At 63.9% G+C, this 12,406-nt stretch carries 11 protein-coding genes; 9 read left to right on the plus strand and 2 right to left on the minus strand.

Features of this window, described 5'->3' with window-relative positions; all coding sequences use genetic code 11:
• Window positions 1-87 precede the first annotated feature (87 nt).
• Genes AC1G9C_RS24450 through AC1G9C_RS24470 form a run of 5 tightly spaced genes read left to right on the plus strand, consistent with a single transcriptional unit; the run spans window position 88 to window position 6,852 of the window.
• Window positions 88-2,139 (plus strand): type VI secretion system Vgr family protein, encoded by a 2,052-nt coding sequence (locus tag AC1G9C_RS24450; RefSeq protein WP_480409049.1) that lies wholly within the window; start codon window positions 88-90, stop codon window positions 2,137-2,139.
• Window positions 2,136-2,711 carry a DUF4123 domain-containing protein gene (locus tag AC1G9C_RS24455; RefSeq protein WP_480409050.1) on the plus strand — a complete coding sequence of 192 codons (576 nt, stop codon included), beginning with the start codon at window positions 2,136-2,138 and terminating at the stop codon, window positions 2,709-2,711. The genes AC1G9C_RS24450 and AC1G9C_RS24455 overlap by 4 nt, the downstream gene beginning before the upstream one ends.
• Window positions 2,708-5,389: a toxin VasX gene (locus AC1G9C_RS24460; protein WP_480409051.1), complete on the plus strand. Its 2,682-nt coding sequence runs from the start codon at window positions 2,708-2,710 to the stop codon at window positions 5,387-5,389. The genes AC1G9C_RS24455 and AC1G9C_RS24460 overlap by 4 nt, the downstream gene beginning before the upstream one ends.
• Complete coding sequence (locus AC1G9C_RS24465) at window positions 5,380-6,336, plus strand: hypothetical protein (protein ID WP_480409052.1); 957 nt, start codon at window positions 5,380-5,382, stop codon at window positions 6,334-6,336. Before AC1G9C_RS24460 ends, AC1G9C_RS24465 begins: the two co-directional genes overlap by 10 nt.
• A 36-nt stretch (window positions 6,337-6,372) precedes the next feature.
• Window positions 6,373-6,852, plus strand: a complete 480-nt coding sequence (locus AC1G9C_RS24470; RefSeq protein WP_480409053.1) for a hypothetical protein — start codon at window positions 6,373-6,375, stop codon at window positions 6,850-6,852.
• Between the two features lie 53 nt (window positions 6,853-6,905).
• Here AC1G9C_RS24470 and AC1G9C_RS24475 read toward each other — a convergent pair whose 3' ends face one another.
• Both AC1G9C_RS24475 and znuA read right to left on the minus strand, forming a co-directional pair.
• Complete coding sequence (locus AC1G9C_RS24475) at window positions 6,906-8,144, minus strand: MFS transporter (protein ID WP_480409054.1); 1,239 nt, start codon at window positions 8,142-8,144, stop codon at window positions 6,906-6,908.
• A 175-nt stretch (window positions 8,145-8,319) separates the two neighbouring features.
• The gene (gene znuA / locus AC1G9C_RS24480) at window positions 8,320-9,264 is read right to left on the minus strand and encodes a zinc ABC transporter substrate-binding protein ZnuA (RefSeq protein ID WP_480409055.1); all 945 of its coding nucleotides are present in this window, start codon (window positions 9,262-9,264) and stop codon (window positions 8,320-8,322) included.
• Window positions 9,265-9,330: 66 nt separating this feature from the next.
• On the opposite strand from znuA, the gene zur reads away from it, so the two are divergent.
• From zur to AC1G9C_RS24500, 4 genes are all read left to right on the plus strand, one after another.
• Window positions 9,331-9,816 (plus strand): zinc uptake transcriptional repressor Zur, encoded by a 486-nt coding sequence (zur, locus tag AC1G9C_RS24485; protein WP_122110166.1) that lies wholly within the window; start codon window positions 9,331-9,333, stop codon window positions 9,814-9,816.
• The gene (gene znuC / locus AC1G9C_RS24490; RefSeq protein ID WP_480409056.1) at window positions 9,813-10,601 is read left to right on the plus strand and encodes a zinc ABC transporter ATP-binding protein ZnuC; all 789 of its coding nucleotides are present in this window, start codon (window positions 9,813-9,815) and stop codon (window positions 10,599-10,601) included. The genes zur and znuC overlap by 4 nt, the downstream gene beginning before the upstream one ends.
• On the plus strand, window positions 10,601-11,389 hold the full coding sequence (znuB, locus tag AC1G9C_RS24495; protein WP_021444556.1) for a zinc ABC transporter permease subunit ZnuB: 789 nt from the start codon (window positions 10,601-10,603) through the stop codon (window positions 11,387-11,389). The genes znuC and znuB overlap by 1 nt, the downstream gene beginning before the upstream one ends.
• A gap of 122 nt (window positions 11,390-11,511) precedes the next feature.
• Window positions 11,512-12,345: a PA5502 family lipoprotein gene (locus AC1G9C_RS24500; protein ID WP_480409057.1), complete on the plus strand. Its 834-nt coding sequence runs from the start codon at window positions 11,512-11,514 to the stop codon at window positions 12,343-12,345.
• Window positions 12,346-12,406 lie beyond the last annotated feature (61 nt).

Consider the following 12,406-nt stretch of genomic DNA (forward strand, 5'->3'; position numbering starts at 1 on the left):
CGACCGTTGCCAGCGCGCGGCGGCCGATTCGGTTACAACCTGGAGCGCGCCACGCGCCCATCATGGAATGATCGAGAGGAACAACGAATGTTCGCCCAGGCCAACCAGACCCATTTCAGCCTCAGCATCGACGGTGTCGAACACGACCTGCAGGTGCTCGAGTTCAAAGGGTGCGAGGCGATCAGCCAGCCTTACGCCTTCGACGTGGAACTGATCGGCGAACGCCCCGACCTCGATCTGGAGAGCCTGCTGCACCAGCGCGCCTTCCTCGCCTTCAGCCCCAATGGAGACGGCATCCACGGCCTGATCCACCGTATCGCCCAGGGCGAATCCGGCAAGCGCATGACGCGCTACCGCCTGACCCTGTTGCCGCAACTGGCCTACCTGGCGCACCGCACCAACCAGCGCATCTTCCAGCACCTGACGGTGGAGCAGATCATCGGCCAGGTGCTGGAGGAACACGGCATCCAGGCTGACGCCTACCAGTTCCAGCTCGGCTCGCTCTACCCCGAGCGTGAATACTGCGTGCAGTACGACGAGAGCGACCTGCACTTCGTCCAGCGCCTGTGCGAGGAAGAAGGCATCCACTACCACTTCCAGCACAGCAGCGAAGGCCATGTACTGTGCTTCGGCGACGACCAGACTGTGTTCCCGCGCCTGGCACCGCTGGCCTACCAGCAGGACAGCGGCCTGGTGGCCGACGACCCGGTGATCAAGCATTTCGGCGTGCGCGTGGAAACCCGCACCAGCCAGGTCACCCGCCGCGACTACGACTTCGAGAAACCGCGCCTGCAGCTGGAAGCCAAGGCCGACGGCGATGCCCAACCCAAGCTGGAAGACTACGACTACCCGGGCCGCTATACCGACCGCGAACGCGGCAAGCACCTGGCCAAGCGCGCCTTGGAGCGCCACCGCCACGACTTCGAACTGGCCCAGGGCGACGGCGACTCGCCGACCCTGGTCAGCGGCCACTTCCTCGACCTGGAAGGCCATCCGCGCGAGGCGTGGAACCAGCTCTGGCTGCTCACCGAAGTGCTGCACGAAGGCAAGCAGCCGCAGGTGCTGGAAGAGTCGGTGACCAGCGACACCCAGCCTGCCGACGGCTTCACCCAGGGCTACCGCAACCGCTTCACCGCCGCGCCCTGGAACGTGCCCTACCGTCCCCAGTTGGCCCACCCCAAGCCGCGCATACTCGGCAGCCAGAGCGCCGTGGTCACGGGACCTGTCGGCGAGGAAATCCACTGCGACGAATATGGTCGAGTGAAGGTGCAATTCTTCTGGGATCGCGAAGGCCAGGCCGACGACAAGACCAGCTGCTGGCTGCGGGTCAGCTCCAGCTGGGCCGGTGATCGTTACGGCGCCATCACCATCCCGCGCATCGGCATGGAAGTGCTGGTCACCTTCCTCGAAGGCGACCCCGATCAGCCGCTGATCACCGGCTGCCTGTACCACGCCGAACATGTGGTGCCCTACGACCTGCCGGCAAACAAGACCCGCAGCGTGTTCAAGACCCTGAGCAGCCCTGGCGGCGGTGGCTACAACGAACTGCGCATCGAAGACCGCAAGGGCGCCGAGCAGATCTACGTCCACGCTCAGCGCGACTGGGACGAGAACGTCGAGCACGACCAGAAGATCCGCGTCGGCAACGAACGCCACGACACCGTCGAGGCCAATGCCTACAGCCACTTCAAGGCCGAAGAACACCGCACCACCCACGCCGACCGCAAGACCGAGATCAAGGCCAACGACCACCTCACCGTCGGCGACAGCCAGCACATCAAGCTGGGCAACGGCCAATTTATCCAGGCCGGCCAGGAAATCCACCTCTCCAGCGGCCTCAAGGTCGTACTCGAAGCCGGCAGCGAACTCACCCTCAAGGGCGGCGGCAGCTTTATCAAACTCGACGGCGGCGGCATCACCCTGGTCGGGCCGGTGATCAAGATCAACTCCGGAGGCGCACCGGGCAGCGGCTCGGGGGCGGCGCCGATACTGCCGGGGGCGGCGAAGCCGGCTGATGCGGATGTGCCGGGAATTCCACTGGAAGCCCTGGTAAAACAAAACATGCTGTTTCGCAGCACCCGAGCCGGCGTATGTGAAGTGTGCGAAGCCGCTAAGGCACCAAAGGGAGATAAGGCATGAGCGCCCCAATGCCCGATGGAAACGGTGCCATTCTGCTCGACGGAGCTCGTTACGAGAGTGCGACGGCGTGGCTTTATCAGTGCTTCCCTAGCCATCAACCAAGACCGTTATTGCTCGGTACGGCCTATGAGCCCATAGCGGACGCTGGCCCGATTTTGCTGGATGCTCCGGTTGGCAGCATGGCTTATGACGCCTGGAGACACGGAACCGAAATCAAGGATGGTCTCTGGCTGGAAAGCGATGCTTCGATGGACGATCTGCAGCGCATACTGCAGCGCCGCCTGCGCATCTTCACCCCAGAACATCGCGAACTCTGGCTACGCCTGGGTGACGCCCGGCCTCTGTATCAGGCATGGCGGCGCGAAGGGCAATGGCCGGTGGGATTCTGGCACCGAATCTCACGCATCTGGCTTCATCACGAAGGCACGATCTTCTGTGCCTGGCAAAACGAACAGCCCGAGAAAGACGGCGCGCCAGCCGAACTAGATCTCGCCGCGCAAATGACGCTCGACTGGCGACTGCTGGAAGCACTTGCCGAACAGGACGACAGGGCACAGGAGGCTCTTCTATGACTGCTCAAACTCCCGCCCCATCCAGCTTGACGGTCGCTGGATGCCCCCTGCTCAGTGCTGTACTCCCGCTACGCTATGCGCTCGGCCCGACCCTGACAGTGGATACCAGCGCCTATGGCTTGCCAGCTGTACAGGGAGACTTTCCTGCAATAGGCGATTACTTCGAGCCACTCAAGGGCCGTCCGCTGAACTACACCGCCCGCCTGTTACGCGATGGCTGGCTGTACGTCTGGCAGAGCGGCCTAAAACAACTGGTCGAGTACCGTGTCAACGCGGCTGCCTTTACCCAAACAGCTCGCGGCGGCAAAGTCATCGACGCGCGTAGCCTGCCCTATTTACTCCTTCCCGCAGGAACACCGGCCATGCTGGCGTGGTCACCTCGCCAGTGGAGCGATAGCCAGTTCAACTCAGCCAAGGGAAAAGAGAATGTACGTCAGCGCGTAATGCGCACCATCACTCCCGGAGCAGCACCATTCAGCGGCCAAGCTCGCACGATCCACGAACGTATCGGCGACTACATGGATGCCAACTGGTATGGCTGGAGTTGTGAACCCTCAACCAGTCACCGTCCAGCCTGGCCAAAGCTGCTCGACGACATGCAGCGCTGCGAGCAACAAGCCTATGCTTTGATCGACGATCCGTGGGGCGTATTGCTGGATCTGGCCAAGCTGCTTCGCGCTCGCCAGCAGGCATTCGAGGTGACGCGTGAAATCCATGGTGAAGACTGGGCCATGGCAGGCGTACTCAAATCTCTGGCAGAAAGCGACCCGCAAATCGGCGGCCAACTGCGCAGCATCACCAATTACCGCAAGCTACAAACTACCTGGCAGCAGCAAACGCAAGAGGAGGAAGATTACAGCGCCGATGTGCGCCGCATCAGCGAGCTTTGGTCAGCTTGGCTAAATACCCTAGCTCAGCGCGGCCCTGCCAGCCTGGATACTGCCTGTGGCCATTTCGACATCACCCAACCCGATCCACGTGCGGAGTTAGAACTCCACTTTGCTGCAGCCTGTCTCGGCCCGGCGACAACCGGCCCAGGGGCCAAAGCCATAGCCAATGCTCTAACACTCCAGCAGCAAGAGGGTAAACCCTGGCTGGTTTGGGCATTACTGGGTTTGGGCAAACGCCTCGGGGTCGGTGAGCTCAATTCCCTGGTAGGGCTGGCTGACGGCGCAAGAGACAACGGTGCGAGCGCGCTGAACGAAGCCCGCAGACTAGCGCAATTGCTGAACCAGGCAGCCGATAAACTAGGTCGGCATATTCTGGGTTCGCCATTGGAAGCCCTGTTTACAGCGCTCGCGCCTATCGTGGGCTTGGGTCTGCAGAAAGCTGACGAAGGATCCAAGGCCGCCGGACGTCTCTACCTCGCCGCAGCTCTGGCGCGAAGCCAGCAGCGCCTTGCTATTGAGGCTGTCACTCAGCGGCAACTGGGTGAGTGGATGAGCGATCTGATGGGCACACGCCCTAATCTACCAGCCCGTCTAAAACCCACACAGCTAAGTGTTGCGGTCAGCGAGGCACTGCCTTTCTTCAGAATGCTGCCGGCCAGAGACTTGCCTCCCCTGCCTACCCAAATGGCGGCGGATGTCGACCTCAAAAGGATGCTCGATCTCGGCAAAGGAACGCTAGAAAAAGCACCTATCAAGTGCCTGGTAGCGCTGATGGCAGGGGTGAATTTTATATGGGGCGGGTTACAGCTAACTGAAAAGCAGTCGGGAAAACATTGGCTGAGTTTTGTGGGAGGAACTTTTGGAGTTTCTAGCGCAATAGCAGCGACCTTACAAAAAGTTTCTGAAGTCGACTGGGAAGCAGCAGTCAAGCTCAATGGGGCCACGCACATCGCTTCGCAGAAAGCTTTGGCTGATGCACTGGGGGTAGCCGCTAAAGCATCGATCCTACAATCGGTAACCTCTGGCTTCGACGTATTGGTCTACGGCATCGAGGCGCTAGAGGCCTACAAAGCCGGCGACTTAGATACCACAGCCATCAATGCCGGATTGACCCTGGCTTCCGCCGCCAGCTTGCGTCTTTACGTGCAGAGCTTCCGGGCTATACGTGCCGCACGCGCCGCAGTCATCGCTGGCGAGGCTGCCGTCATAGGCCGCGGCGTTAGCGTGGCGCCACACCTGGCCGCCCGCGCTCTGGGGTGGACCATCCTGATCGTCGGCGGAGTAATTGCCCGCCAATATACCCAGGACACACCTCTTGAAACCTGGGTCAAACGTACCCGATTCGGCACCCGGCCTGCCGACTGGTCGAGCAGTTACGAAAAGTCGATGACCGAGTTTTACAAGGTAGTATTCCCGATCAGTTTCGAGGCTTACCGTCTCAACGAATTGAATCCATATCGTGGCATGCAAACCATCACCTACGTCTTGCTAAGACTGCCAGGCAAGAGCGCACTGACTGACGAGATGATCCATTTCAAAGGGCACGAAACCTGGGGCAGTTTCTTCGGCTTGGGCGGCACACGCAAGGCCGTGGAATGGACCGGGAAAGACTTCGATCACCACGGCGGCACACGGGTCAAACCCGAACCTGGCGTGGCTGTCTACCGTCGCGTTTATCACGAAGAAAACGGTGACAAGCTCGACGCCATACGTGGCGAACTGAGCTATTCGCCCGTCGAGGGAATAACCCTCCCTGCCATAGAAATCAAGGAACTTGCATGGCTGTAAGCGACCTGATCCAACAAGCCCGTACTCGCTTCGGGCAAGCCCCCAGCGTGCTCCTGCGCGCCGATGAGTCCACTGGAGAAAAGCCGTGGGAGATGTTCGTTACCGATGAACATACGGAACATTATCTGGCGATCAAGACCGGCGGAGATTCCGACCGGGGAATGCTGACTGGAGCACTGGGGGGAGTTGGTGGGGTAACGGCGCTTCTCATGTGTTCCATCCTCATCCTGAGCGGAAATACAGATGGCATTTTGACAGGAGTAATCTTAGCAGCCGCTCTGTTCGTTATTCCGTTCCTGTGGGAAACCCGTCGTCCACTCCCCTTGCCGATACTCTTCAACCGCCGCACCCGAGAAGTCTATTTCGATCACAACGGCAAGCTGTACCACAGCCCTTGGGACGGTATACAGGCGCTGGCAGGCGAGTTCATTATGGTTGGTCCACATACCGGAGGTATGCGAAATGCCTCACTGGAAATCCTCGTACGCCGCCTCGGCGAGCCCGATAACGCGTTGCTGGTAAACCTTGGTCTACCGATGGGCAAAACCCTGCAAATGCAAAAAGGCCTCTGGGAATGGCTACGCGCCTATATGGACAATGGTCCCTGGTTCGATGAGAACGGCCAGCGCAGCGCCTCTGACGCATACGTAAAGGAAATGCTTTCTGCCCATACCAAACCCACAGGATTTCTTGCCTTCCGGCGGCAAAAGATCGCCGACAAAAAGACAGCCAACGAGGGCAAGAACTACCTGGAATGGACTGATGCGGTTCTCTATCTGGGGCACCTGCTCTTCTACCCGATGAACTGGCTGCAGGAGTTCACCTACAACATCGCCAAGCGCCGTTCCCGCAATCGCTGGCCACAGATCGTCACAGAACGCCTACAGCCAAACGGTCCAACTACGCGCCTTATCGATTTGGAGCGTGAACGTGAGCTGGACGTATAAATCCGTACATAAACTCAAAGAAGTCAGGGAAAGACCATGCAACAAGCCACCTGGAACCATGCCCAATACCTCAGCGTGCTGTCCTGGACAATGCTCAGTGCCGCCATCACAAGCGCACAGCTATTTCTTGTGTTTTTCCCTTTTGGCGACCTGGATGAGTACGTGCTGGGTTGGCCTCTGGGACTATCGCTGACCGCAAACGTCATTCTTGTAATTGCATCTACATTGGGCCGACGTGACCAACATGTCCGCGTATCGTTGACGGACAACGGGATCCAGTACGATGACGAATCCGAGTCCTACCGTCGCAACGAACTGCTTCGTGCCAGTGAGATCAAGAAGATCCGCATCCGGCGAAATCCATTCTTCAAGTCACTGACGATCGACATGAAGGAAGACAATCAACGCTTCTTTCTGAGCAATACGTCCCTCACAGAGAACTTTTTGGCTGAAGCAAATGCGCTCATTAACCAAGGAGCAAGCAACGCGCCGCAAGCCTCCCTGCAAAAGGCTTAAGCTGCGAGTGGGAGGCAACCGTGCATCGCACTTCAGTTTGGCGACCAGCGCCCTTACCTCGATGTTCGTGCATGCGCCAGCACGATCAGCAATACCGCAAACCCCAACACCCCCGCCCCGATGAACAACCCCTCATACCCCAACGCCTTGGCCAACACCCCGCTGCTGGCTCCGACGAAGCCGGACAGCAGCAACTGCGCCGAGGCCTGCAAGGTGAAGTCGGCGCCTTCGTGTTCGGGGCGGCACATGCGCATCATGGCGGCGAACAGGGCGACGGTGGACATGCCGTCGGCCACCTGTTCGAACAGGGTCACGGCGTAGACCAGTCCGACATTGCCGCCCTGCCCCACCAGCAGTGCCAGGGCGGCGATGCCGAGAGCCTGCAGGGCGCCGAACAGGATCAGCGCGCGCAACACGCCGATGCGGGCGTAGAGCAGGCCGCCGAGCAGGGCGCCGCCGATGCCGGCCAGGCTGCTGATCAGGGTCAGTTGGCCGAGCGCCGCGGTGCTCCAGCCCTGGTCCACCAGCATCGGTTTGATCATCGGCGAGCCGAGCGAATCGCCCAGCTTGAAGGTCAGCACCACTGCCAGCCACAGCAGCATGCCGGGTTGCGCCAGCAGGCCGCGGTAGTGCTCGAGCAGCAGACGCGGGCCCAGTGCGCTTTCCGCCAATGCCGGCTGGAAGGGCAACATCCGGCGCTCGGGGAACAGCCAGATCGGCACGGTCATCAGCAGAATCAGCCCGGCCAGCAGACCAACGGCAAGGTTCCAGCCCAGCGGGTCGATCACCAGCAGCAAGCCGCTGCCGCTGACGATCATGCCGACCTTGTAGCCGCCCACCTGCAGGCTGTTGCCCAGGCCGCGCCAGCGCTCGGGCAGCAGGCGCACGGTAAGGCCGTCGGTGGCGATGTCCTGGGTGGACGCCAGCAGATTGATCGTCAGCAGCAAGCCCAGCAGCAGCCACAGGCCTGAGCCGAACAGGGTCTGCGGCGCCAACGTGGCTAACGCAGCCACGCAGAGGATCACGCCTGCCTGCAGCGGCAGAATCCAGCCGCGGTGATGGCCCAAGCGCGGTGAAGCCAGGCGGTCGATCCAGGGCGCCCAGAACACCTTGAGCAGCCAGGGCAGCGCCAGCAGTTTGAGCAGGCCGATCAGCGCCAGGTCGACGCCGTGCTGGCGCAGCAGCACCGGCAGCGAGTGGGCGATCAGCCCGGACGGCAGGCCCTGCGCGCAATAGAGCGAGGCCAGCAGCACCAGCGTGGCGTTGGACGGGCGAGGTGCGGATGGCGACATGGCGGGCGCTCGCGGCAAAAGCGCAAGCCTAGTGGTTAGCGACTGCGAGCGGCAACGTACGAGTGGTTACAGTTCGTAGCTCGGCTGGTCGCGGCTAAAGCCCTCCCACGGGTACTGCCGCGAGAAGGCGCTACGAATTATGAGGACCTCGCCCGGAAGCAGAGCGAGACTCGTATTACAGACTACCCAGACACTCCGTCAGGCCATTGGCCAGATTTTCCAGGAGTTGCTCGTAGCCCGTGGCGCTCACCGGCAGCTCGCCGCCGAGCGCATCCAGCTCGGCCAGTTTCACCGGCAGGCCGGCGGTAAGGGTTTCCGCCAGGCGCGGGCGCAGCGGCGGCTCGCTGAACACGCAGCTGGGACCGGCCTGCTGCAGGCGCTGGCGCATGGCGGCGACGTGGCGGGCGCCGGGTTGCACCTCGCCGAGCACGCTGAACACGCCGGCGTGCTTGAGCCCGTAGGCGGCCTCGAAGTAGTCGTAGGCCTCGTGGAAGACGAAATAGGGCTTGTCGGCGATGCTCGCCAGCTGCGGGCGGATACGGCCATCCAGTGCATCCAGGCGGGCTTCGAAGGCCTGCAGGTTGGCGGCGTAGCGCGCAGCATTGGCGGCGTCGAGATTGGCCAGGTCGGCGGCCATGCGCGCGGCGATCACCCGGGCGTTGGCCGGCAGCAGCCAGAGGTGGGCGTCGAGGCTGCCGGGGCGATGGTCGTGATCGTGACCCAGGCCGTCGTCCGCCTGATCATGGCCATGCTCGTCGTGCTCGTGCTCGTGCCCGTGCCCAGCATGGCTGTCGCCGAAATGACGCAGGCTCAGGCCGGGCAGTTCCTGCACCGCCACGTCCGGCTTGTCGCGCCCATCCAGCACCCGCGGCAGGAAGCCTTCCATGTCCGGGCCGATCCAGTACAGCAGGTCAGCCTCGCGCACCCGGCGCACGTCGGACGGACGCAGCGCATAGTGATGCGGCGAGGCGCCGGGGGGCAGCAGCACGTCGGGCACGCCGACGCCGTCCTGCACCGCCGCGGCGATCAGTTGCAGCGGCTTGATGCTGGTGAGCAGGCGCACCTCGGCCTGGGCATTGGCGACGAACAGCAGGGCAACGAGACAGAAAAGACGCGACACGGGGCATACTCGGGCGGGATTGAACGGGTAATATAATAACGTCTCCAGCCCGCGCCGTCCTTGCCCATGACCGACACGCCCCTGGCCTCGCGCCCCCACGACCACTCCCGCTGCGTCAGCCATGCCCTGGCCGAGGCCGAGTCCATCTGCACGCGCCAGGGCCTGCGCCTGACCGCCCTGCGCAAGCGCGTGCTGGAACTGGTGTGGGCCAGCCACAAGCCGCTCGGCGCCTACGACATCCTCGGCGTGCTGAGCGACGAGGACGGCCGCCGCGCCGCGCCACCGACCGTCTACCGGGCGCTGGATTTCCTCCTGGAAAACGGCCTGGTGCACCGCATCGCCTCGCTCAACGCCTTCGTCGGCTGCAGCCACCCGGAGCACGCGCACCAGGGTCAGTTCCTGATCTGCCGCGCCTGCCATGCCGCCATCGAGCTGGAACAGCCGGCCATCAGCCAGGCCATAGTCGAGGGCGCCGCCGGGGTCGGCTTCGCCGTCGAAGCGCAGACCGTGGAAGTGGTCGGCCTCTGCGCCGGCTGCAAGGGCGCGGCATGAGCGAGGCGCTGATCCGGCTGGAGCAGGTGAGCGTCAGCTTCAACGGCCAGGCGGTGCTGGAAGACGCCCATCTGAGCGTGCGCCCGGGCGAGATCGTCACCCTGATCGGCCCCAACGGCGCCGGCAAGACCACCCTGGTGCGCGTCGTCCTCGGCCTGCTGCAGGCCGAGCGCGGCAGCGTCTGGCGCAAGCCGCGCCTGCGCATCGGCTACATGCCGCAGAAGCTGCACGTCGACGCCACCCTGCCGCTGTCGGTGCTGCGTTTCCTGCGCCTGGTGCCGGGTGTCGACCGCACCCGCGCGCTGGCCGCGCTGGCCGAAGTCGGCGCCGAACAGGTGATCGACAGCCCGCTGCAGGGCATCTCCGGCGGCGAGCTGCAACGCGTGCTGCTGGCCCGCGCGCTGCTGCGCGAGCCCGAACTGCTGGTGCTGGACGAGCCGGTACAGGGCGTCGACGTCGCCGGCCAGGCCGAACTGTACCGGCTGATCTCGCGCCTGCGCGAGCGCCACGGCTGCGGCGTGCTGATGGTCTCGCACGACCTGCACCTGGTGATGAGCGCCACCGACCAGGTGGTCTGCCTGAATCGCCATGTGTGCTGCTCCGGCCACCCGGAACAGGTCAGCTTCGATCCGGCCTTTATCGAACTGTTCGGCCAGGACGCCAAGAGCCTGGCCGTCTACCACCACCATCACGACCATGACCACGACCTGCACGGCAGCGTGGTCAAGACGGGCCTGACCATCCACGGCCCGGCCCACGTCCACGGCCCGGACTGCAAACACTGATGCCCGATTTTCTCCTCAACGCCCTGCTCGCCGGCCTGGCGCTGGCCCTGGTGGCCGGCCCGCTCGGCTCCTTCGTGGTGTGGCGGCGCATGGCCTATTTCGGCGACACCCTGTCCCACGCCGCCCTGCTCGGCGTGGCCCTCGGCCTGATGCTCGACGTCAGCCCGACCCTGGCGGTGACGGTCGGCTGCGTGCTGCTCGCCGTGCTGCTGGTGACCTTGCAACAGCGCCAGCCGCTGGCTTCGGACACCCTGCTGGGCATCCTCGCCCATAGCACCCTGTCATTGGGGCTCGTCGTGCTGAGCTTTATGCACGAGGTGCGCATCGACCTGATGGGCTACCTGTTCGGCGACCTGCTCGCCGTCGGCCCAGCCGACCTGGCCTGGATTCTCGGCGGCAGCGCGCTGGTGCTGGTGCTGCTGGCGCTGCTGTGGCGGCCGCTGCTGGCGATCACCGTGCACGAGGAGCTGGCACGGGTCGAGGGCCTGCCGGTGGCGGCCATCCGCCTGGCGCTGATGCTGCTGATTGCCGTGGTGATCGCCGTGGCAATGAAGATAGTCGGCGTGCTGCTGATCACCTCGCTGCTGATCATCCCCGCGGCCGCCGCCCAGCGCCACGCGCGCACCCCGGAGCAGATGGCCCTGGGCGCCAGCCTGCTCGGCCTGGTGGCGGTGTGCGCCGGGCTCAGCCTGTCCTGGTTCCAGGACACCCCGGCCGGGCCGTCCATAGTCGTCAGCGCCGCCGCACTGTTTCTCGCCAGCTTCGCCCTGCCCAAGCGCAACGCCTGATAGCGCCCTCGCCCCTGCGTAGCCCGGATGCCATCCGGGTCAGAGCCTTGCCGATCGGCGTGAATTCGCCGGTGCAACCCTGTATGATTGCGCGTTTTTTGCACAATCCGAGACGCACAGTCATGAAGTCGTTCGTTTTCCGTGGTTTCCCCCTGCTGCTGGTTCTGTTCCTCGCTGGCTGCCAGCAGGCCCCGCAGCAGCCGCTGCCGCCGGTCGACGAGCTGGTGCTCGCCCTGCGCCAGCTCGACCTGAGCCTGGCCGAGGAGCGGCTGGACGATGCCCAGACCCAGCTCGCCGCCCTCGAGCGCAGCGCCGCCGGCGACACCCGTCTCGAGCAGTACCGCCGCCAGCTGGCCGACGCCTATCTGCAGCAGGGCCGCGAAGCCCTGCAGCAGGGCGATCTGGATCGCGCCGCCAAGGCCCTCGGCCAGGCGCGCAGCCTGCTGCCGCAGGCCCCGGCGCTGAGCGGCGATCTGCAGCAGGCTATCGAGAACACCCGCGACGCCCGCCAGGCCGCCGCCGAACAGCAGGCGCGCGACGCCGCCGCCCAGCTCGACGCGCAGCGTCAGGCGCAACTGCGCGAGCAGCGCCTGGCAGTCGAGCGCCTGGTCGCCGCCGTTCCGGCCAAGATCGCCGCCCCCGCGCCGGCCGTCGCCGAGCCGCCCAGGGCGCGCCTGATCGATCCCGCCGCGGCCAGCAGCGCGGTGCCCATGCCGATGCTGGACAAGCAGGACAACGAGCACCTGCGCCGCCTGCTCGATGGCGTGGCGGCGGACGTGGTGACCTTCCGCTGCGCCGTGCGCATCGAAGTGCGCGAGGCCAAGGACTATCCTTGGGTCGCGGCGCTGCTGTCGGCGCGGATCAAGAAGCTCGACCCGACCTTTCGCCCGCAACTGAGCCAGAAAATCGTGCCGCAACAGGTGCCGCGCCTGCTGCTGAGCCCGCAGCGCGGTTGAGTGCAGGGTGAGAGTGGATGACCCCGTTTATGCCGGCGAATCCGCGGTGCTGGTGGATGAG

The sequence above is a fragment of the Pseudomonas sp. ABa2 genome, from assembly GCF_056676075.1.